Annotated in this window: 18 protein-coding genes; 13 read left to right on the top strand and 5 right to left on the bottom strand. The window is 68.1% G+C overall.

The features are described from left to right. Nucleotides 1-331 precede the first annotated feature (331 nt). The 3 genes from N7I30_RS09045 to N7I30_RS09035 are packed head-to-tail and all read left to right on the top strand — an operon-like array spanning nucleotide 332 to nucleotide 3,869. Entirely contained in the window at nucleotides 332-1,573 is a 1,242-nt protein-coding gene (locus tag N7I30_RS09045; RefSeq protein ID WP_498638259.1) for a CaiB/BaiF CoA transferase family protein, read from the top strand. Continuing rightward, nucleotides 1,570-2,358: an enoyl-CoA hydratase/isomerase family protein gene (locus N7I30_RS09040; protein WP_498638257.1), complete on the top strand. Its 789-nt coding sequence runs from the start codon at nucleotides 1,570-1,572 to the stop codon at nucleotides 2,356-2,358. The genes N7I30_RS09045 and N7I30_RS09040 overlap by 4 nt, the downstream gene beginning before the upstream one ends. Before the next feature lie 29 nt (nucleotides 2,359-2,387). Further along, a complete protein-coding gene (locus N7I30_RS09035; RefSeq protein ID WP_498638255.1) occupies nucleotides 2,388-3,869 on the top strand; it encodes an FAD-binding oxidoreductase in 1,482 nt (493 codons plus the stop codon). 30 nt (nucleotides 3,870-3,899) lie between these two features. On the opposite strand, the gene N7I30_RS09030 is transcribed toward N7I30_RS09035, so the two are convergent. Genes N7I30_RS09030 through araD form a run of 3 tightly spaced genes read right to left on the bottom strand, consistent with a single transcriptional unit; the run spans nucleotide 3,900 to nucleotide 7,317 of the window. Further along, the gene (locus N7I30_RS09030; RefSeq protein ID WP_498638253.1) at nucleotides 3,900-4,610 is read right to left on the bottom strand and encodes a ribonuclease activity regulator RraA; all 711 of its coding nucleotides are present in this window, start codon (nucleotides 4,608-4,610) and stop codon (nucleotides 3,900-3,902) included. A 55-nt stretch (nucleotides 4,611-4,665) separates the two neighbouring features. Further along, nucleotides 4,666-5,565, bottom strand: a complete 900-nt coding sequence (locus N7I30_RS09025) for a dihydrodipicolinate synthase family protein (protein ID WP_498638251.1) — start codon at nucleotides 5,563-5,565, stop codon at nucleotides 4,666-4,668. 9 nt (nucleotides 5,566-5,574) lie between these two features. Continuing rightward, complete coding sequence (gene araD, locus N7I30_RS09020) at nucleotides 5,575-7,317, bottom strand: L-arabinonate dehydratase (RefSeq protein WP_498638248.1); 1,743 nt, start codon at nucleotides 7,315-7,317, stop codon at nucleotides 5,575-5,577. 305 nt (nucleotides 7,318-7,622) lie between these two features. On the opposite strand from araD, the gene N7I30_RS09015 reads away from it, so the two are divergent. Together N7I30_RS09015 and N7I30_RS09010 are read left to right on the top strand one after the other, a co-directional pair. Beyond that, nucleotides 7,623-8,600, top strand: coding sequence for a LacI family DNA-binding transcriptional regulator (locus N7I30_RS09015; RefSeq protein ID WP_498638246.1), 978 nt, complete (start codon nucleotides 7,623-7,625; stop codon nucleotides 8,598-8,600). A 214-nt stretch (nucleotides 8,601-8,814) separates the two neighbouring features. Continuing rightward, complete coding sequence (locus N7I30_RS09010) at nucleotides 8,815-10,329, top strand: putative bifunctional diguanylate cyclase/phosphodiesterase (RefSeq protein ID WP_498638244.1); 1,515 nt, start codon at nucleotides 8,815-8,817, stop codon at nucleotides 10,327-10,329. Between the two features lie 58 nt (nucleotides 10,330-10,387). Here the strand turns inward: N7I30_RS09010 and N7I30_RS09005 are convergent, their stop codons facing one another. Then, on the bottom strand, nucleotides 10,388-10,525 hold the full coding sequence (locus N7I30_RS09005; RefSeq protein ID WP_155898572.1) for a hypothetical protein: 138 nt from the start codon (nucleotides 10,523-10,525) through the stop codon (nucleotides 10,388-10,390). Between the two features lie 124 nt (nucleotides 10,526-10,649). Here N7I30_RS09005 and N7I30_RS09000 point away from each other — a divergent pair, with 124 nt between their 5' ends. Next, nucleotides 10,650-11,348: a haloacid dehalogenase type II gene (locus N7I30_RS09000; protein WP_498638243.1), complete on the top strand. Its 699-nt coding sequence runs from the start codon at nucleotides 10,650-10,652 to the stop codon at nucleotides 11,346-11,348. Between the two features lie 75 nt (nucleotides 11,349-11,423). Here the strand turns inward: N7I30_RS09000 and N7I30_RS08995 are convergent, their stop codons facing one another. Continuing rightward, the gene (locus N7I30_RS08995; RefSeq protein WP_230788450.1) at nucleotides 11,424-12,113 is read right to left on the bottom strand and encodes a GntR family transcriptional regulator; all 690 of its coding nucleotides are present in this window, start codon (nucleotides 12,111-12,113) and stop codon (nucleotides 11,424-11,426) included. A 161-nt stretch (nucleotides 12,114-12,274) separates the two neighbouring features. Here N7I30_RS08995 and N7I30_RS08990 point away from each other — a divergent pair, with 161 nt between their 5' ends. From N7I30_RS08990 to N7I30_RS08960, 7 genes are all read left to right on the top strand, one after another. Continuing rightward, nucleotides 12,275-13,156, top strand: a complete 882-nt coding sequence (locus N7I30_RS08990; protein WP_498638241.1) for a fumarylacetoacetate hydrolase family protein — start codon at nucleotides 12,275-12,277, stop codon at nucleotides 13,154-13,156. Nucleotides 13,157-13,181: 25 nt separating this feature from the next. Next, the gene (locus N7I30_RS08985) at nucleotides 13,182-14,141 is read left to right on the top strand and encodes a TAXI family TRAP transporter solute-binding subunit (protein ID WP_498638239.1); all 960 of its coding nucleotides are present in this window, start codon (nucleotides 13,182-13,184) and stop codon (nucleotides 14,139-14,141) included. An 88-nt stretch (nucleotides 14,142-14,229) separates the two neighbouring features. Continuing rightward, nucleotides 14,230-16,143 carry a TRAP transporter permease gene (locus tag N7I30_RS08980; protein WP_498638237.1) on the top strand — a complete coding sequence of 638 codons (1,914 nt, stop codon included), beginning with the start codon at nucleotides 14,230-14,232 and terminating at the stop codon, nucleotides 16,141-16,143. A gap of 146 nt (nucleotides 16,144-16,289) precedes the next feature. Beyond that, entirely contained in the window at nucleotides 16,290-17,669 is a 1,380-nt protein-coding gene (locus tag N7I30_RS08975; protein WP_498638235.1) for a flagellar biosynthesis protein FlgA, read from the top strand. 187 nt (nucleotides 17,670-17,856) lie between these two features. After that, on the top strand, nucleotides 17,857-18,618 hold the full coding sequence (locus tag N7I30_RS08970) for an amino acid ABC transporter substrate-binding protein (RefSeq protein ID WP_024352160.1): 762 nt from the start codon (nucleotides 17,857-17,859) through the stop codon (nucleotides 18,616-18,618). Nucleotides 18,619-18,747: 129 nt separating this feature from the next. After that, nucleotides 18,748-19,428 (top strand): ABC transporter permease subunit, encoded by a 681-nt coding sequence (locus N7I30_RS08965; protein ID WP_498638232.1) that lies wholly within the window; start codon nucleotides 18,748-18,750, stop codon nucleotides 19,426-19,428. Continuing rightward, complete coding sequence (locus N7I30_RS08960) at nucleotides 19,425-20,183, top strand: amino acid ABC transporter ATP-binding protein (protein WP_498638230.1); 759 nt, start codon at nucleotides 19,425-19,427, stop codon at nucleotides 20,181-20,183. The genes N7I30_RS08965 and N7I30_RS08960 overlap by 4 nt, the downstream gene beginning before the upstream one ends. Nucleotides 20,184-20,188 lie beyond the last annotated feature (5 nt).

The raw sequence follows: 20,188 nt of genomic DNA, 5'->3' as shown, positions 1-20,188 counted from the left end.
ATTTGCCACCCAGCATAGCACGGTTCGCGGCGTTCACGTCGCCGCAGGCCGCGTTCCATACCAAAGTGGCAGACCGGATGGCACGCGAAGACGGTCCAGATGCGATTTTTTCAGGGGTACTAGCATCCGGGTCACGCCATCCCGCGCCCGATCGTCGTCGCACCAGCACCATTGTATGCCAGTCATGACCGTCGCATCGAGGTTTCGTGCATCACCTGCCGGCGATAAAGCCCGTTGACCTCCCGTTGCGCCATATTGCATACCAGATGCGGTGGGAGCGGCGGCGCCGGCCTGACGACAGGCACGACCGCCCGGCATCAGGGGGGAAAGCATGGACAATACGGCACCGGACGACCGCGCGGCGACGCAGGCGGCCCCGCGGCCCTTGCCGCTGGCAGGACTGCGGGTTCTCGATCTCAGCCAGGTGATGGCCGGACCGTTCGGCTGCATGCTGCTCGGCGACATGGGCGCCGACGTCATCAAGGTCGAGCCGCCGGCCGGCGGCGACCAGACCCGCCGCTCCATGGGCTTCCGCATGAAAGGCGAGGACAGCCCCGGCTTCCTGGCGCTGAACCGCAACAAGCGCAGCGTCACCATCAACCTGAAGACCGAGGCCGGGCGCGAGCTCTTCTACGCGCTGGTCGAGACCGCCGACATCGTCGTCGAGAACAGCCGGCCCGGCGTCGCCAAGCGGCTGGGCATCGACTACGAAACCCTGTCGAAGCGCAATCCGCGGCTGGTCTATGCCAGCATCTCCGGCTTCGGCCAGACCGGCCCGTGGTCGCAGCGCCCGGGCTTCGACCTGATCGCCCAGGCGATGTCCGGCGTCATCAGCGCGATGGGCATTCCCGGCGGCGAACCGATCAAGTCGGGCGTGCCGATCGGCGATCTGGGCGCCGGCCTCCTCGCCGTCTACGGCATCTTGAGCGCCATCATCGGTCGCCAGGCGACGGGCCGCGGGCAATATGTCGATGCCTCGCTCTTCGAGGCCGCGCTCGGTCTGTCGGTCTGGGAGAGCACCGAATTGTGGGCCACCGGCCGCTCGCCGCAGCCGCTGGGCACGGCCAACCGCATGAGCGCGCCCTACCAGGCCTTCGCCGCCGCCGACGGCCATTTCGTCGTCGGCGCCGCCAACCAGAAGATCTGGCTGACTTTCTGCCAGGTCATCGACCGCATGGACCTGACGGAAGACCCGCGCTTCCGCGACAACCGCGACCGGCTGCAGAACCTGCCGGCGCTGGTCGCCGAACTGAATGCGGTCTTCAAGACCGCGACCGTCGATCACTGGGTCGATGCCTTCATCGCCGCCGGCGTGCCGGCCGGGCCGATCAACGATTATGCGCAGGTGATGGCGAGCGACCATGTCGCGGCGCGCAACATGGTCATGAAGGTTCAACATCCGGTGGAAGGCGAGATCAACACGCTCGGCTTCCCGGTCAAGCTGTCCGGTACGCCGCAGGAAGTGCGCTATCCGCCGCCGCTGCTCGGCCAGCACACCCGTGACCTCGTCGACGAACTCGGCCTGTCAGAGCGCTACGACGAGCTGGCCGGCGGCGGAGCCTTCTCACAATGAGTGCCAACGACGCCGACGGCGCCGTCACGCTGGAGCGGCGCGGCGCGGTCGCCCATGTCACCTTCGACCGCCCGGCCGCTCGCAACGCCATGACGCGGCAGATGTACGGGCAGCTCCACGCCATCTGCGACGAGCTGCAGGCCGATGCGGCGCTGCGGGCCGTGGTCTTGCGCGGCGCCGGCGGCAAGGCCTTCGTCGCCGGCTCGGACGTGCGCATCTTCTCCGGCTTCGAAACTGGTGAGGACGGCATCGCCTATGAGCGCGAGATGGAGGAACACACGCTGGCGCTGGCCCGCATCCCCGTCCCGACCATCGCGGCGATCGACGGCTGGACCGTGGGCGGCGGGCTGAATCTCGCTGCCGCCTGCGATCTGCGCATCGCCACCGCCGGATCGCGCTTCGGCGTGCCCATCGCCAGGACCGTCGGCAATTGCCTGTCCATGGCGAACTATGCCCGGTTGGTCGCCGGCTTCGGCGCCGCCCGGGCCAAGCGCATGCTGCTCCTCGGCGAAATCCTCGATGCCGACGAAGCGCGCACCTGCGGCTTCCTCGCCGAGATCGTCGAGAAGGACGCGCTCGACGCCGCCGTCGCCCGCCTCTGCGACACCATCCTCGCCAACGCGCCGGTGACATTGCGGGTCAGCAAGGCCGCCATTGCGCGCCTCGCCGAGGATCCGGGCGCCGACGGCGACGATCTCATCGCGTCATGCTACGGCAGCCGTGACTTCAAGGCCGGGGTCGCCGGCTTCCTGAGCGGCGAGCCGCCGGCCTGGGAAGGCCGCTAGGCATCGGCCGGGACCAGCGAGGACCATCCATGACCGCATCCATCGCCGAGACGCATGCGAAGCCCGCCCCGGACGCCATTCTGGCCGAACTGCTTGCCGAATTCGGGCCGAAGACGGTGCTGTCGGACCCGGCCGACATGCAACGCTATTGCCGCGACTGGCATGGCGACGTCGAGGGCAGTGCCCTTGCCGTGCTGCGCCCTGCCGATACCGGGGAGGTCTCGCGGCTGGTGCGCGCCTGCGCGGCGGCCGGTCTGGCCATCGTGCCCCAGGGCGGCAATACCGGGCTGGTGCTGGGCGGCCTGCCGACCGACGCTGCCGGCCATGTCGTCCTGACGCTGGAGCGCATGAACCGCATCCGCACCATTGCCGCCGAGGATTTCTCCGCCGTGGTCGATGCCGGCTGCATCCTCGCCGCGATCAACGCGACGCTGGCCGAACAGGACCTGCTCTTCCCGCTGTCGCTGGCCGCCGAGGGCTCCTGCCAGATCGGCGGCAACATCGCCACCAATGCCGGCGGCATCAATGTCCTGCGCTACGGCATGACCCGCGAGATGATCCTCGGCCTGGAGGTGGTGCTGCCCGACGGCACGATCTGGAACGGCCTCTCCACCCTGCGCAAGAACAACAGCGGCGTCGACCTGAAGCAGCTCTTCATCGGCGCCGAGGGCTCGCTCGGCATCATCACCGCCGCGGCCCTGCGCCTCGTGCCGAAGCCAACGCGCAGCGAGACCGCCTTTCTGGCGCTGCGCTCCCTCGACGACGTCATGGCGCTCTATGCGCTGGCCCGGCGCGAATGCTGCGACCTGCTGTCGGCCTTCGAACTGGTGCCGCCCGAAGGCCTGACCTTCGCAAAGGAGGCGGATGCCGACTTCGTGCCGCCGCAGATCGCCGACGCTCCGGCCTATGCGCTGATCGACGTCGCCGCCACCGGCCCGATCGATCTGCGCGCCATGGTCGAGGCCTTCCTCGAAACCGCCATGACGCGGGATCTAGTGATCGACGGCGTGCTCGCCGCCTCCGAACGCCAGGCCGCCGGCCTGTGGCAGATCCGCGAGGGGATGATCGAGGGACAGGCGCTGCGTGGCCCGCATCTGCGCACCGACCTGTCGGTCTCGCCGTCGCAGGTCGCCGGCTTCATTACGCAATCCATCGAAGAGCTCGGCCGCAAACTGCCGGACTGCCTGCCCGTCGCCTACGGCCATGTCGGCGACGGCAACATCCACCTCAACGTCATTCCGCCGCGCGGCCTCGAACGCGAGGCGCGCGAGGCTATGCTCTACGAGGCGAAGACCATCCTCAACGCCGTGGTCGATCGCCATGGCGGCGGCATCAGCGCCGAACATGGCATCGGACGCCTGAAGCGCGGAGACTTCGAAGCGCGGCGCTCGCCGGTGCACGAGACCCTGCTGCGCGGGCTGAAGCAGCTGCTCGACCCGGCGGATCTGATGAATCCCGGCTGCCAGCTCACCTCGCCGCGCGACGGCGCGGATGTCAGAAGCCTCGGCTAGACCGGACAAAGCGGCTCGGCGGCCGCGCGATCAGCGATCGTTCTTCGCCCGCCATTCCTTGAAGCGGGCCTGGTGCTCGTCCTTGGTGCAGGGATAGAGGCCGATGATCGTCTCGCCCTCGCGCACCCGCTCGATGACGAAATCCTCGTAAGCCGTCATTTCCACCGCCTCGTCGGCGACCTCGTCGGCGATGTCCGCCGGAATGACGATCACGCAGTCGTCGTCGCCGACAATGACGTCACCCGGAAATACCGGCGAGTCGCCGCAGCCGATCGGGCCGTTGATCTCGATCGCCTCGTGCAGCGTCAGATTGGTCGGGCTCGACGGGCGCGTGTGATAGGCCGGCATGTCGAGGCCGCCGATCGTCGCCGCGTCGCGAAAGCCGCCGTCGGTCACGATGCCGGCGGCGCCGCGCACCATCAGCCGGGTGATCAGGATGTCGCCGGCGCTGGCCGCCCGCGGGTCCTTGCGGCTGTCGATGACCATGACATGGCCGGACGGGCAGGCCTCGATCGCGGCACGCTGCGGATGGTCGGGCTTGCGGAATTCGACGAGCTGGTTGCGGTCCTCGCGGGCCGGCATGTAGCGCAGGGTGAAGGCCGGGCCGACCATGTTGCGGCCCTTCGGCGCCACCGGATGCACCTCCTGGATCACCTGGCTGCGCAGCCCGCGCTTGTAGAGCGCCGTGGCGAGCGTCGCCACCGAGACGCCCATCAGTTTCTGCCGTGTCGCTTCGTTCATCGCCAAGGTCTCGCTCCAATGCGTCGGTCGGGCGCCGGGAACGGCGCCGGCTGGATCAGATCAGGCCGTTCGCCGTCAGGAAACCTGTCATGCGGGCCTGCTGCGCTTCGGTCAACGGCCAGGCCGAGGGCGGCCGGGTCGGCCCGCAATCGTCGCCCATTGCCGCGAGCGCCGCCTTCACGCCGGTGACGTTCGTGCCGTTCAGTTCCTCGGCCCGGATCTCCTCGAAGGCGCGCATGCCGGCGATGAGGTCGCGGGCGGTCGCATAGTCGGAGGCTTCCAGCGCCGCATGGATCGCCATGGAGCGTTCCGGCCAGACATTGATCAGCCCCGAGGTGAAGCCCCGCGCGCCGACGGCGTAGAAGGCCGGCGCCCAGACTTCCGCGAGGCCGCCGACCCAGGTGATCGACGGGTCGCAGGCGGCGATCGCCTCGGCGAGCTTCATCGGGTTGGGCGTTGCCCATTTCACGCCCTTGACGCCCGGCAGCGCGCACAGCGCGGCGATGCCCTTCGTGCCGATCGCGTCGTTGCGCAGATACAGCATCACCGGCAGGCCGCCGGAGGCATCGATGATGGCGCGGACATAGTCGACGGTGCCGCGCGGCGCGACGAACGGGTCCGGCGGTTGGTGGATCATCAGCGCGGTCGCGCCGGCCTCGGCCGACGCACGGGCCAGGCGGCAGGCATCGCGGATGCCGCGTCCGACGCCGGCGAGCAGCGGCGCACGTCCGTCCACCAGGGCGGCGACCTCTTGCACCATGGTCACCGCTTCGTCGGTGGTCAGGGCGTAGAACTCGCCGGTATTGCCGTTGACCACCGGCATGTGGACGCCCGCTGCCAGCGCCCGGTCGAGGATCGGCGCCAGCTTTGCCGGCGCGACGTCACCCGCCGCGTCATAGGGCGTGACCAGAATGCCGGAGATGCCCGCAAGGGCCGTGTCGAGATCGTGGCGCATTGCGGCCCTCTAGAAGATGTCGGGTTCGGGAACCGCCGGGCCGAAGCCCCGCTCGAGATAGTCGAAGTCGCAGCCCTTGTCGGCCTGGGTGACGTGGCGCGAGAACATCCAGCCATAGCCGCGGCCATAGCGGGGCTCGGGCGGCGTCCATGCGGTGCGGCGCGCTTCCAGCTCGGCCTCCTCCACCAGCATGTCGAGCCGCCGGTTCGGCAGGTCGAGCCGCACGATGTCACCGGTCTTCAGGAGCGCCAGCGGACCGCCGACGAAAGATTCCGGCGCCACATGCAGGACGCAGGCGCCGTAGGAGGTGCCCGACATGCGCGCGTCGGAAATCCGCAGCATGTCGCGATGGCCCTGCTTGATCAGCGCCTTGGGGATCGGCAGCATGCCCCATTCCGGCATGCCCGGCCCGCCCTGCGGCCCGGCATTGCGCAGCACCAGCACATGGTCGGGCGTCACGTCGAGGTTTTCGTCGTCGATCGCCTTCTTCATCTCCGGATAGGAATCGAAGACCAGCGCCGGCCCCTCATGCACATGGAAGCGCGGGTCGCAGGCCGCCGGCTTGATCACTGCCCCGTCCGGGCAGAGATTGCCGCGCAGCAGCGCCAGCGAGCCCTCGTGATAGACCGGGTTGGAGAGCGGCCGGATGACGTCGTCATTATAGACGACCGCGCCTTCCAGGCATGCGCCCAGCGTCTGGCCGGTGACGGTCAGGCAGGACGTGTCGAGCCGTTCCTCGAGCTGCTTCATCAGCGCGCGCAGGCCGCCCGCATAGAAGAAGTCCTCCATCAGATAGTCCTTGCCCGAGGGGCGGACATTGGCGATCAGCGGCGTCGTGCGGCCCAGCTCGTCGAGATCGTCCAGCGTCAGCTCGACCCCGGCGCGGCGCGCCATGGCGATGATGTGGACGACGGCATTGGTCGAGCAGCCGGTGGCCATGGCGACGATGGCGGCATTGCGCACCGCCGCCTCGGTGACGATCCGGTCCGGCGTCAGATCCTCCCAGACCATGTCGACGATCCGCCGGCCGCAGGCCGACGCCATGCGCTGGTGGCCGGAATCGGCCGCCGGGATCGACGACGCGCCCGGCAGGGTCAGCCCCATCGCGTCGGCGATCGCCGTCATGGTCGAGGCGGTGCCCATGGTCATGCAGGTGCCCACCGAACGGGCGATGCCGCCCTGGATGCCCAGCCATTCCTCGTCGGTGATGTTGCCGGCCCGGCGCTCGTCCCAGTATTTCCAGGCATCCGATCCCGAGCCGAGGATCTTGCCGGCATAATGGCCGCGCAACATCGGCCCCGCCGGCAGGTAGATCATCGGCACGCCGGCCGTCAGCGCCCCCATGACGAGGCCCGGCGTGGTCTTGTCGCAGCCGCCCATCAGCACCACGCCGTCGAGCGGGTGCGAGCGGATCATCTCCTCCGTCTCCATCGCCAGCATGTTGCGGTAGAGCATGGATGTCGGCTTGGTGAAGCTCTCGTCCACCGACAGCGAAGGCAGCTCGACTGCGAAGCCGCCGGCCTGGGCCACGCCGCGCTTCACGTCCTGCGCGCGCTCGCGAAAATGGCCGTGGCAGGAATTGAGCTCCGACCAGGTGTTGAGGACGCCGATGATCGGCTTGTCGCGAAAATCCTCTTCCGCATAGCCGAGCTGCATCATCCGCGAGCGATGGCCGAAGCTGCGCAGATCGTCGGGCGCGAACCAGCGCGCGCTGCGCAGCGTGTCCGGCGTCTTCCGGCGGGTTTCGGCCATGGTTTCCTCGTCCTCGGCAGCAGATTTCGGCGGCATGTATGCGCTTACATCGCCAGGCTGTCAACGAAACGGGCAGCGCAGCAGCGCGAACGATCCCAAGATGGAAAATGCGTCCGAATACGTATACATGGGGTTGCGCTGAAGCTCGGCGGATGCGGGCGCAAAGGCCCCGTCCGCAGCGAGCCAGCCGGGCTCGCGGAACCGGCAGGCGACCCGTGTCGGGACGAGAGGTGGAGACGAGGCGATTGACGGACGATCAGGCTCCACCGCCGAAAGGCGCGCCTCCCGCAGGCGGTCCGGTCACCATGGCGACGATCGGACGGCTCGCCGGCGTCTCGCAGGTCACCGTCTCCCGAGCCCTCAGCGATCCGTCCAAGGTCTCGCCGGCCACGCTGGAGAAGATCCGCGAGGCCATCGCGGTGACCGGCTTCGTCCCCAACGCCCTGGCCGGTGCCCTCGCCTCGCGGCGTAGCCGGCTGATCACCGCCCTGGTGCCGTCGATCACCAACATCGTCTACGCCGCGATGATCAAGGCCTTCAGCGAGCGGATCCGCGCCCATGGCTACCAGATCCTGCTGTCGGAGACCGGGCTCGATCCGGCCGACGAGGAAGTGCTGATCGAGACGCATCTGTCGCGCCGGCCGGACGCCATGCTCCTGACCGGCATTCATCACACGCCGCGGGCCCGCAGGATGCTGCTGGGCGCCGGCATTCCGGTGGTGGAGGTCTGGGATATCACCGACTCGCCCATCGATCTGTGCGTCGGCTTCTCCCATGCCGAGGCCGGGCGCGCGGCGGCCGACTATGCCATCGCAGGCGGCTACGTCCGGGCCGGCACGGTGTCGGCCGACGACGAGCGGGCGGCACGTCGCAAGGCGGCCTTCGTCGCGCGCTTCGCCCCTGCCGCGGAGACGCCGATCGAGACGGTCGATTTCGACGGCCCGGCCAGCCTGGAACGGGGCCGGCAGGGCCTTGCCGAACTCATCGACGCCCATGGTTTCGCCGGCGGGGTGGTCTTCTGCAGCTCCGATCTCCTGGCCCATGGCGTGCTGATCGAAGCCAGGGCCCGCGGGCTTGCCGTCCCGGCGGACATCGCCGTGATCGGCTTCGGCGATCAGGATTTTGCCGCCCATGTCGAGCCGGCGCTGACCACCGTGCGGGTCGACCGCCCGGCCTTCGGCCGGGCCGCGGCGGAAGCGATCCTCGCCCGTTTCGACGGCACCGGCCCGCAGGCAGCCGTCACCGATCTCGGATTCCGGATCGTGGCGCGTACATCCGCCTAGCCTGAAGAACCAACGGTTGCGCGGCGGCCGCTGGTAGAAACCGCGCGGCAGACGTCCAGCAGACAGTGCGGGCCGATAAGGAACGATTCACCGAACGTGAACTGTCATGAGGTCATGACAAACTGTTTACCCGGTCTTATGAGTTCGTCCTGCACAAAGTCGCAAATGCAACTGTCAGGGTAATGAATTGTCCGGTTTTCGCGACCCTCGCGCCATGATGCGGATCAGCCATTATTCGATGGTGGGTTGGCTTCTCGCCATCATCGGCCTGTCCGTCCTGGGCCTCACCGGCGCCGGCAGCGAGGATCTCTGGCATACCCGGATTCTCGCAGCGACGACTGCGGTCGCCGTCATCGCCCTGTTCTGGGCGTGCCGGCAGCATCGCCTCGAGACCGAGCTGGTTCGCCAGAAGGACGCCACGGACCGCCAGAATGCGCTGATCCACGAGCGCGACGGCGTCACCCGGACACTGACCCGCCGGGTCTTCATCACCCGCTGCGGAGCACAGCTCAAGATCGCGCCCGCATCCGGCGGCTACGCGCTGCTCCTCGTCGACATGGATTATCTCAAGCAGATCAACGACGCCTACGGACACGACATGGGCGATGCCGCCCTGCGTCATCTGGCGACGGTCGCCCGACGCATCTTCCCCCGCAGCCTCATCGGCCGGGTCGGCGGCGACGAATTTGCGGTTCTGACCGAATGTGCCTCGCCCGAGGCGGCGACCCGGCTGGCCGAGAGCTTCCTGATCGCGCTCGACCACACCGCCTATCATGCCGGCCGGCCGCTGAACCTCTCGGCCTCGATCGGCATCGCCTTCGGCCCGGGCGACACCGCCCTGTTCGACGAGCTGATGCAATATGCCGACCTCGCGCTCTACCAGAGCAAGCGGAACGGCCGTGCCCAGGCGACCCTGTTCGAAAACGAGATGCTTCGGGACCAGAAGCACACACGCTATATCGAGCGCGAGCTGCGCGCCGCGATCCTCCTGAACGAGCTGGAACTCGCCTATCAGCCGATCGTCACCGCCGAGGGCAAGCTGCATGGCTGCGAGGCGCTGGTGCGCTGGCGCCATCCATCGCGCGGCATCATTCCGCCGGTGGACTTCATCCCCATTGCCGAACAATCGCTGCTCATCGACCTGCTCGGCGAATGGGTGTTCCGCCGCGCCTGCCGGGATGGGGTGGAAGCCGACTCCCTCTCTATTGGCGTCAATTTCTCCGCCAGCCAGCTCAAGCGCGACGACGTCGTGACGATGGTCGAACGCGTGCTTGCGGAAACCGGCATGCCGGCAAAGCGCATCGTCATCGAAATCACCGAATCCGTCGCCATGAACGCCAATGACGGCGTCATTCGCCGTCTCGCCGCGCTGCGCGCCCTCGGCCTGCGCATTTCGCTCGATGATTTCGGCACCGGCTACAGCGGCTTTTCGTACCTCCGCGCCTTCCCGATCGATTCGATCAAGATCGACCGCAGCTTCGTGGTCAAGCTGGGGGACAGCGAGGCCGACAATGTCCTCATCACCGCCCTTGCCAGCGTCGCCAACGCCATGGGGCTCGCCATCGTCGCGGAAGGCGTGGAGACCGCCGAACAGATGCTGCTGGCCAGCACCGCCGGCTGCAAGCTCTTGCAGGGCTACTACTTCGCCCGGCCGCAGCCATGGTCCGATATCCAGGCGATGCTGGCCCGCGGCGGCCCCGTCAGAATCCGGGCGACCGAGGCGGCCTGACCGGGCGATCCCGCGTCGGGCGCCCGGTCAGGTCGGCCGCGGCGGCGTGCCGGCGTCGTCAGCTCCGCAGATATTTGACGAGGGCAAAGACTCCCAGCACCAGGACGGCGAGCACCAGCACCGCGCCGATCCCCATGCCGCCCATCATCCAGCCCATCGGCCCGGAATCCATCATCATCTCATTGTCCTGCATCATGATCGCAATCCTTGTGTCCGGTTGTGACGCAGATCAGGTGCCGGGCTGGATGTTGCAAGGGAGCGCCCATCTAGAAGGGATGCCGATCCGGTAAGGATCGGCGCCGACCAGGGAGCGTTCAGCCATGACCAGCCGGGTTCCACCGATCATCGTCTTCGACGTCAACGAGACGCTGCTCGACATCACCACGCTGGAGCCGTTGTTCGAGCGGGTCTTCGGCGATGCGGCGGTGATGCGCGAATGGTTCGCCCAGCTCGTTCTCTATTCCCAGACGCTGACCCTCTCGAGTCGCTACACGCCCTTCGGCGAGATCGCCGCGGGCGTCATCCGCATGGTCGGGGAGACCCGGAATGTCGCCGTCGGCGATGACGATGTCGCCGAACTGCGGCAGCGGATCGGCAGCATGCCGGCCCATCCCGACGTCACCCCGGCGCTGGCGAAGCTGCGCGACGCCGGCTTTCGCCTCGTCACCCTGACCAATTCGCCGCCCTCGTCCGCGCCGACCCCGCTGGACAAGGCCGGCATCGCAGAGTTCTTCGAGGCATCTCACAGCGTCGACAGCGTCGGCCGGTTCAAGCCGGCTCCCGAGACCTATCGCCTCGTCGCCGAGGCCCACGGCGTTGCCACCGGCGATCTCTGTCTCGTCGCCTGCCATGTCTGGGATACGATCGGCGCACAGGCCGCCGGCTGTCACGGTGCGCTCGTCACCCGGCCCGGCAACGCCGTGCTGCATGCGCCCGAAACACCAAGGCCCGACATCGTCGCCGCCGATCTCGGCGGGATCGCGGACGCCATCATCCAGCGCTTCGCACCCAACGGCTGAAGTTTAAAGGCTGAAGGCCCAGGGCCGCGCGCTGGCTGTCGCCGCAAGCCCATATCGCCCTGCCCCGCGGCAGGATCAGGCGCGCGCGCCGAGCACCTGCACCAGGAACCGTGTCGTGCGCTCGAAATGCGCCGCCACCAGATCGCTCGCCCGGTCGGCATCGCGCTCCAGAACCGCCGCGGCGATCTGCCGGTGTTCCTCGGCCAGATCGCGCTCGTGGCGCTTCAGATCGACCGAGGCCCGGCGGTAGCGCTCGCACTGGTCGTGCAGGAGGCTGCGCACATGCAGCAGCCATTTCGACCCGCAGGCCGACACCGTGGCGTAGTGGAAGTCCCGGTTGGCAGTCTCCCATTCCGACAGGGTTTCGTGATCGTCGGACATGATCCGGTCGTCCAGCTTGCCGAGCCGGTAGGCCGCCGCGACGACGCCCGATTCCCACATCGCGTCGCCCTTCTCGATCGCCATGCGCAGCATCTGCAGTTCGATGGCGGTGCGGGCGGTATTCAGATCCTCGAATTCGTCGGCGTCGAGCGGCGCGACCGCGAAGCCGCGATTGCCGGTGGCGATGACCAGCCCGTCGGCTGCCAGCCGCTGCAGCGCCTCGCGCAGCGGCGTCGGTCCGACTTCGTAGATCCGGCTCAGCCGCTCGATCCGCAGCCGCTCCGTCGGCGCCCGAACCCCGGCGATGATGTCGGTTCGTAGCTGCCGGTAGGCCGCGTCGGTCAGCGTCATGCCGGTGTCGGGTTTCAGGGGGCGCGTCGACACGTCCAGATCCATGAGTGTGGCAGCCTTTCCTTCGCTGGCGCCCCGCATGCCGGCTCCGCGCCGACTTGGCAATCCGCGGGGCTCCCGGCACAACGCCGCTTGACCCGTCACTTTCCATATGTTTGCATGTTTTATCGATAAAACAAGGAAGCATCGCGGAAATGAAGCTGCTGACATTCGAACGGGACGGTGTTCCGGGCGCCGGCCTGCTGGATGGGAACGAGATCGTGGTCTGCGAGACCGGCGCGGCGGCCCGCCTTGCGGTGCGGCGCATCGCCGAGGGCGACGCGGAGCTGCTGGATGCGTGGAAGACCAAGGCGGCCAATGGCGCCGAGCGCCTGGCGCAATCCGACGTGACCATTCTCGCGCCGCTGCCCGAGACGCGCCGCGACATCTTCTGCGTCGGCAAGAACTACCGCGAGCATGCTTCCGAATTTCACAACAGCGGCTTCGATTCCGGCGGCAAGCAGGCCATCCCGGTCGCGCCCGTCATCTTCACCAAGTCGCTGTCGGCGATCATCGGACCCGGCGCGACCATCGAGGCCGGCCTCGATCGCACCCGCACCGTCGATTACGAGGGCGAGCTCGGCGTGGTCATCGGCAAGCGCGCCTTCGGCGTCACCAAGGCCGACGCCATGGACTACGTCTTCGGCTATGTCGTCATCAACGACGTCACCTCGCGCGAGCTGCAGCGCCATCACAGCCAGTGGGTGATCGGCAAGGGCATCGACACCTTCGCGCCGATGGGCCCGGTGCTGGTCACCGCCGACGAGGTGCCGGACGTCACCAGGCTCACCGTGACCACCACGGTCAACGGCGAGACCCGCCAGAAGGCAAGCGTCGCCGATCTGATCTTCGACATTCCGACGCTGATCGAGACGATGACGACCACCATGACGCTGCTGCCGGGCGACATCATCGCCACCGGCACGCCCGCCGGCGTCGGCATCGGCTTCGACCCGCCGCGCTATCTCGCCGACGGCGACCGCGTGGCGGTCACCATCGACGGGCTCGGGACCTTGGAGAATCCCGTCCGCCAGTAACGACAACAATGGGGAGGAAGACAGGATGACACTCAGGACAATCGCCTGCACGCTCGCGGCAGGGCTCGCCGTCGCATCGCTCGCAACCGGCGCCGTGGCGCAGGACAAGACCAGCATCGCCTGGGGCGGCTCCAATCCGGGCGGCGTCATGTACTACATGGTCGGCGTCGCCGGCACCGAGCTCGGCAAGGACCTGCCGGACGTCAACATCACCCAGGTGACCACCGGCGGCTCCACCGAGAACGCCAAGCGGCTGATCAAGGGCGAGCTCGACATGGGCATCGTCTATGGCAGCCACGTCTTCATGGCGCAGGAGCCGACCGGCCCGTTCAAGGACGGGGAGAAGGGCGACATGCTGCGCGGCGTCGCCATGGCCTATGAGGGCCCGACCTATTTCGTCACCCTTGCCGACAGCGGCCTGTCGTCGATCGCCGATCTCGCCGGCAAGAAGGTGGCGCTCGGGCCGCCGGGATCGGGCACGGTCTTCAACTGCTCCAACATCCTGACGGCGCTCGGCATCCTCGATCAGGTCGAGCCGCAGATGATGACCTTCGCTGACGCCGGCCGGGCCCTGGGCAACGGCCAGATCGACGCCTTCTGCCAGTCGTCTTCGCCGGCCGCAGCCGTTACAGAACTCGCCGAAACGCGCGACGTGGTGGTGCTGCCCTATGAGGAGGACCAGCTCGCCAAGATCAGCGAGACCTATCCCTTCTACCATACGGGCACGATGCCGGAGACCACCTACAAGGGCGTTCCGGCCACCGACATGCCCTACACCACCGTCTACTGGGTCGCCCATGAGAGCGTGCCGGAGGACGTGGTCAAGCGGATGGTGGCCTCGGCCTACGACCGGCAGGACGCGCTGGCCAACGGCCACAAGGCCTGGGCCCAGATGAAGCCCGACGTCGAGAACTTCGAGGCGCTCGGCGCCCCGATGCATCCCGGCGCCGCCGCCTATTACGCCGAAAGCGGCGCGGCGAAGTAGCCACCCGCTGCAGACAACGCATTGCTGACGCCCCCGTTTTCCGGCTGACCGGAAGGCGGGGGCCTTTCAACCACGAAAAGACGAGACGATGGTGGACGCATCCTGGCTGTTGCGCGTCGATGGCGCACGCCGGTCCCTGACCGGTTTCTACGCCCTCGCCTTCAATCTGGTGGCGCTGGGCTTCACCGGCTTCTACCTCTACACCTCCGGCTTCGGCCTCGTCTCGACCCAGACCAATCGCGGCATCTATCTGATGCTGACCTCGGTGCTGGTGTTCCTGCTCTATCCGGCGCGCGCCGGCTCGCCGTCCCATCGTCCGAGCATCGTCGACCTCGTTCTCGTCGCCGCCACCGTCGCCAGCGTCTGGTACTGGATCGACCAGTATGTCAGCTACGCGATGTTCCGCGTCTCCTCGCCCAACACCGCCGATCTGGTGATGGGCGCCATCGCCATCGGCGTGATGCTGGAGACCAGCCGCCGGGCACTCGGTCCGATCATCTCGATCATCGCCATCGTCTTTCTCGGCCAGCTCTATTTCGGCGAATATCTGCCCGGTCGCCTCGCCAATCCCGGCATGTCGGTCGAGCGCATCCTGGAATTCACCTATTCTACGCAGGAAGCGCTGTTCGGCGTCGTCACCGCGACCTTCGCCACCTTCGTCTTCCCCTTCATGATCTTCGGCGCCTTTCTCGAGCGCTCGGGCGCCGGCGCCTTCTTCATGGATCTCGGCACGGCGCTGGCCGGCCGCTGGCGCGGTGGTCCGGCCAAGATCGCGGTGATGACCTCGGCACTGTTCGGCTCGATCTCCGGCTCCTCCGTCGCCAATGTCGTGACCACCGGCGCCTTCACCATTCCGCTGATGAAGCGCACCGGCTTCCGCAACCATGATGCCGGCGCCATCGAGGCGATCTCCTCCACCGGCGGCCAGTTCATGCCCCCGGTCATGGGCGCCGGCGTCTTCATTCTCGCGACGCTGACCGAGACCAGCTACCTGACCATCGCCCTGATGAACGTCATCCCGGCCGTGGTGTTCTTCGTCTTCCTCCTGTCCATGGTCGATCTGGAAGCCGTCCGCCTCGACCTGAAGGGCCTGCCGGCGGAAGAGATCCCCAGTCTGCGCTCGGTGCTGGCCAAGGGCTGGCAGTTCTTCGTGCCGCTGATCGCGGTGATCGGCCTGCTGTTCTCCGGCTATTCGGCCGATTTCTGCGCCTTCTGGGGCACAGTCTCGGCCGCCGCCCTGTCCTGGCTGCGCCGCGACACCCGTATGGGCCCCACCGCCATCGCCCAGGCCATGGTCGGCGGCGCCCGCAGCAATGCGGCGGCGGGCGCCGCCATCGGCACGCTCGGCATCATCATCGGCGGCATCGTCCTGGCCGGCCTGGGGCTGAAATTCTCCGCCGTCCTGATCGACTTTTCCGGTGGCAATCTGTTCGTCGCGCTCTGTCTCGTGACCGTCGTCTCGATCATCATCGGCATGGGGTCGAGCACCACCGGCTCCTACATCATCCTGTCGGTGGTCGCCGCGCCCGCCCTGATCAATCTCGGCGTTCCCGTGGTGGCGGCGCATCTGGCGGTGTTCTACGCAGCGTGCCTCTCCAACATCACGCCGCCGGTCTGCGTCGCCGCCTTCGCCGGTGCCGCCATCGCCGACGCGCCGCCGATGAAGACCGGTTTCGCAGCCCTCAAATTCGGCGCCACGCTGGTGCTGATGCCGTTCAGCTTCGTCTATGTCCCGCAGCTGCTCCTTGAAGGCACGCCGCTCGACATCGCCTACACGACGGCGCTCTACGCCCTTGGCTGCGTGCTCTTCGCCATCGCGCTTCAGGGCACCGAGCCGGTCGGCGGCGTGGTCACGCCGCTGCGCCGCGGGCTCTTCCTCGTTGCCGGCGGCCTCTTGATGTTCCCGACCAACATCTGGATCGACATGGCCGGCCTTGCACTGCTCGTCGTCGCCGCTGCCCCGACGGCCATCGCGCGCCGCAACCGGATCGCGGCCGGCTGACGGCGGCGCGGCGCCAGCCTCGCCGGGCGTCGTCCAGCGCCTGGCATGCCAGCTTGCGACCGGCCGGGTCTCGCGGCCGGACCCTTCCGCCCTGCGACAATCTGGCCTAGACCGACCGCGGGGGAATTCATTTCGGGAGGGGATTCATGAACCTGCATGCAGTTTTCGCACGGAGCGAGGAACGCGAAATCCGGGCCGGGCTGGTCGGTGCCGGCGAGTTCGGCGCCACCTTCGTGGCGCAGTCGCGGCATATTCCGGGGCTCGTCGTCCCGGCCATCTGCGACCGCGACATGGACCGTGCGCGCCGCTCGCTGCTGGCGGCAGGCGTCGCGGAGGAGGCCATCGTGCTCTGCGACACGCGCGCCGCCGCACTCGCCGCCATCGAAGCCGGCCGGACGGCGGTCGTCGACGATGCCCTGCTTCTGGCCGCACTGCCGCTCGACGTGGTGGTCGAGGCGACCGGCCATCCCGAAGGCGCCGCCGCAACGGCCGCCGCCGCCATCGACAATGGCCGCCACAGCGTCATCGCCACCAAGGAAGCCGAGATCATCGTCGGTCCGATCCTTGCCCGGCGCGCGGCCTCGGCCGGCGTGGTCCACACGCCGGTGGACGGCGACCAGCCCAGCCTGCTGATCGGCCTGATCGGCTGGGCGCGGCTTCTCGGCCTGAAGATCGTCGCCGCCGGCAAGGCCAGCGAATCCGACTTCGTCTGGAACCCGGCCGACGATACCGTCACCGCCTGGGGCCGGTCGGTTGCGGCGCCGCATTTTCGCGATCTCTTCGCGACCGGCGATCCGACCGCCGCGATCGCGCCCCGCGAACTGGCGGAATTTGCCCGCACCACCGTGCCCGATCTCTGCGAGATGGGCATCGTCGCCAATCACACCGATCTCGATCCGGACGTGGCGGAACTGCATGCCCCCATCGCCCGCACGGTGGAACTGCCGCATCTCCTGCGGCCCCGCGCCGCCGGTGGCCTTCTCGGCCGCTCCGGCGTCGTGGACATGTTCAACTGCCTGCGCCGGCCCGACGAGCTCAGCTTTGCCGGCGGCGTCTTCGTCATCGTCGAGGCGCCCGATGCGGCGACCGGCCGGCTGCTCGCCGGCAAGGGCATTCCGGCGAGCCCTGACGGCCGCCATCTCCTGATCCATAACCCGGTGCATCTTCTCGGCGTCGAGGCGCCAATGTCGGTGTTGTCGGCGGCCCGGCTCGGCAGCTCGACCGGCGGCACCGAGGTGAGGCCCCGCTACGACCTCGTCGCGCGTGCCCGGCGCGATCTCGCCGCCGGCGAGACGCTGGCCATCGGCGCGCGCCACCAGATCGAACCGCTGGATCACCTGCTGATGCCGGCCCGGCCGCTCGGGGCCGGCGCGCCCGCGCCCTATTATCTGATGGACGGGCGCACCCTTCGCGCCCCGGTCGCGGCCGGCGAGATCGTCACTTGCGACGCCGTCGCCTTCGATACGGAAAGCACGCTGCACCGGCTGCGCAGCGAGCAGGACGACGTCTTCTTCGCCAACCGCTGACGTCGCAAGGGGGGGCGACCGCGACCGGTCGTCCGCTCCCATGCTCCGCGCTTGCCGAATGGCGAAGATGGGAAGAACCAACTCCGATCCGGCGTCCCCGCGCCAATCCATTCCTTGATTGAAGCCCCGCGAATACCGAGTTTCCGGTCAATGCGCGACAGGCGCCTCCCAATCCAGGAATGACCCCATGAAGCTCACGCTCGCAACGCTTACCGCCGCCCTTCTCCTCGGCACCGCCGCCCATGCCGGCAGCCTCGAGGACATCAAGTCCGCCGGCACCCTGCGGATCGGCACCGAGGGCACCTATGCCCCCTTCACCTATCACGATGCCTCCGGCGCCCTCGTCGGCTTCGATGTCGAGATCGGCCGCGAGATCGCCGAGCGACTCGGCGTCGAGGTCGAGTTCGTCGAGGGCAAGTGGGACGGCCTGATCGCCGGCCTCGCCTCCGACCGCTACGACGCGGTGATCAACCAGGTCGGCATCACCGAGGAGCGGCAGGCCCGCTTCGACTTCTCCAAGCCGTACATCGTCTCCAAGGCGGTCCTCATCGTAAAGGACGACAATGAGGACATCGCCAGCTTCGCCGATCTCGACGGCAAGCGGGCGGCCCAGTCGCTGACCTCCAATTACGGCCGCATCGCCGAGGAAGCCGGCGCCAGCCTCGTCGGCACGGAAGGCTTCGACCAGTCGATCCAGCTCGTCCTCACCGGCCGCGCCGACGCGACGATCAACGACAACCTTTCCTATCTCGACTTCAAGAAGCAGAAGCCCGACGCGCCGGTGAAGATCGTCGCCTCGGAGGCCGAGGCCGCCGCTTCCGGCGTGGTCGTTCAGAAGGGCAATCCCGAGCTCGTCGCCGAGATCGACAAGGCGCTCGACGCGATCCGCGCCGACGGCACCTACGAGACCATCTCGCAGAAATATTTCGGCGCCGACGTCTCGCGCTGATCTTCGACGGCGGCGGCGGGATGCCCGCCGCTGCCGCTGCCCTACATCGTCGCCGAAGGGTGAGGTTCCGGCCGAGCACCGGAACCGGGGTACCCGCGCCCGCTTGCTGCGACAGGATCGGACCGTCCCTTGCCCCCCACCTTGCAATTGATGCTCGACTCGCTCTGGCCGCTGGTCCGGGCGGGTCTCGTCTTCACCGTGCCCCTGGCGATCCTGTCCTTCGCCTTCGGCCTGTCGCTCGGCTTCGTCACCGCCGTGGTGCGGCTGTTCGGGCCGAAGCCGCTGGCCGCCATCGCCCGCTTCTATGTCTGGTTCATCCGCGGCACGCCGCTGCTCGTCCAGCTCTTCGTCATCTTCTACGGCCTGCCCAGCGTCGGCATCCTGATCGACGCCTTTCCGGCGGCGCTGATCGGCTTCACCCTCAGCGTCGGCGCTTATACGTCGGAGATCATCCGCGCGGCCCTGTCCTCCATCAGCAAGGGCCAGTGGGAAGCCGCCTATGCGATCGGCATGACCCGGAACCAGGCGATGAAGCGCACCATCGTGCCCCAGGCGGTGCGCGTCGCCGTGCCGCCGCTGTCGAATTCCTTCATCTCGCTGGTCAAGGACACCTCGCTGGCCGCGGCGATCACCGTGCCGGAGCTGTTCCAGCAGGCCCAGCGCATCGTCGCCACGACCTACGAGCCGCTCATCCTCTATGTCGAGGCGGCGCTGCTCTATCTCGTCCTGTCCTCGGTCCTCTCCGCCCTGCAGAGCCGGCTGGAGGCGCGCTTCGGGCGTCAGGGCGGCTATCTGGAGTCCGGCGCATGATCCGCCTGTCCGGCATCGCCAAGAGTTTCGGCGACAACACCGTCCTGGACGGGGTGGATCTGACCATTGCCGAGGGCCGCGTCACCGCCCTGATCGGCCCGTCCGGCAGCGGCAAGAGCACGCTGCTGCGCACCGCCAACCTTCTGGAAATGCCCGAAGCCGGCACGCTGGAGATCGGCGATGCAAGGGTTGCCTTCGCGCCGGGCCAGCGCCCGTCGCAGGCCGAGATCCTGGCGCTGCGCCGCAGGACCGGCATGGTCTTCCAGAACTTCCAGCTGTTTCCGCATCGCTCGGTCGCCGACAATGTAACCGAAGGGCTCACCACCGTCTGGAAATGGCCGGCCGCCAAAGCGCGAAGCCATGCGATGACGCTTCTGGAAAAGGTCGGCATGGCCCACAAGGCCGATGCCTGGCCGGCGACCCTGTCGGGTGGTCAGCAGCAGCGCGTGGCCATCGCGCGGGCCATCGCCGCCTCGCCGACGCTGCTTCTGTGCGACGAGCCGACCTCGGCCCTCGATCCCGAACTCGCCATCGAGGTCGTCGACGTGCTGCGGACCCTCGCCGAGGAGGGCATGACCATGCTGATGGCCACCCACGATCTGCGGCTGGCCGCCCAGATCGCCGATCATGTCGCCTTTCTCGACGGCGGCCAGATCGTGGAGGAGGGACCGCCGGAAACGATCTTCCGCACCCCCAGCGATCCGAGGACGACCCGCTTCGTCGGCACGCTGCTGGGCGCCGCCGGCGGACACTGACCGCC

Origin of the sequence: Aurantimonas litoralis, from assembly GCF_026153195.1 — a bacterium.
Taxonomy (GTDB): domain Bacteria; phylum Pseudomonadota; class Alphaproteobacteria; order Rhizobiales; family Rhizobiaceae; genus Aurantimonas; species Aurantimonas coralicida.
The sequence above is the reverse complement of the archived record's forward strand: the minus strand, read 5'-3'. Positions and strand labels throughout refer to the sequence as shown.

Coding starts and splice junctions, on each gene's coding strand:
- N7I30_RS09045 (WP_498638259.1), top strand. CDS start 332: ATGGACAATACGGCACCGGACGACCGCGCGGCGACGCAGGCGGCCCCG.
- N7I30_RS09040 (WP_498638257.1), top strand. CDS start 1,570: ATGAGTGCCAACGACGCCGACGGCGCCGTCACGCTGGAGCGGCGCGGC.
- N7I30_RS09035 (WP_498638255.1), top strand. CDS start 2,388: ATGACCGCATCCATCGCCGAGACGCATGCGAAGCCCGCCCCGGACGCC.
- N7I30_RS09030 (WP_498638253.1), bottom strand. CDS start 4,610: ATGAACGAAGCGACACGGCAGAAACTGATGGGCGTCTCGGTGGCGACG.
- N7I30_RS09025 (WP_498638251.1), bottom strand. CDS start 5,565: ATGCGCCACGATCTCGACACGGCCCTTGCGGGCATCTCCGGCATTCTG.
- araD (WP_498638248.1), bottom strand. CDS start 7,317: ATGGCCGAAACCCGCCGGAAGACGCCGGACACGCTGCGCAGCGCGCGC.
- N7I30_RS09015 (WP_498638246.1), top strand. CDS start 7,623: ATGGCGACGATCGGACGGCTCGCCGGCGTCTCGCAGGTCACCGTCTCC.
- N7I30_RS09010 (WP_498638244.1), top strand. CDS start 8,815: ATGATGCGGATCAGCCATTATTCGATGGTGGGTTGGCTTCTCGCCATC.
- N7I30_RS09005 (WP_155898572.1), bottom strand. CDS start 10,525: ATGATGCAGGACAATGAGATGATGATGGATTCCGGGCCGATGGGCTGG.
- N7I30_RS09000 (WP_498638243.1), top strand. CDS start 10,650: ATGACCAGCCGGGTTCCACCGATCATCGTCTTCGACGTCAACGAGACG.
- N7I30_RS08990 (WP_498638241.1), top strand. CDS start 12,275: ATGAAGCTGCTGACATTCGAACGGGACGGTGTTCCGGGCGCCGGCCTG.
- N7I30_RS08985 (WP_498638239.1), top strand. CDS start 13,182: ATGACACTCAGGACAATCGCCTGCACGCTCGCGGCAGGGCTCGCCGTC.
- N7I30_RS08980 (WP_498638237.1), top strand. CDS start 14,230: ATGGTGGACGCATCCTGGCTGTTGCGCGTCGATGGCGCACGCCGGTCC.
- N7I30_RS08975 (WP_498638235.1), top strand. CDS start 16,290: ATGAACCTGCATGCAGTTTTCGCACGGAGCGAGGAACGCGAAATCCGG.
- N7I30_RS08970 (WP_024352160.1), top strand. CDS start 17,857: ATGAAGCTCACGCTCGCAACGCTTACCGCCGCCCTTCTCCTCGGCACC.
- N7I30_RS08960 (WP_498638230.1), top strand. CDS start 19,425: ATGATCCGCCTGTCCGGCATCGCCAAGAGTTTCGGCGACAACACCGTC.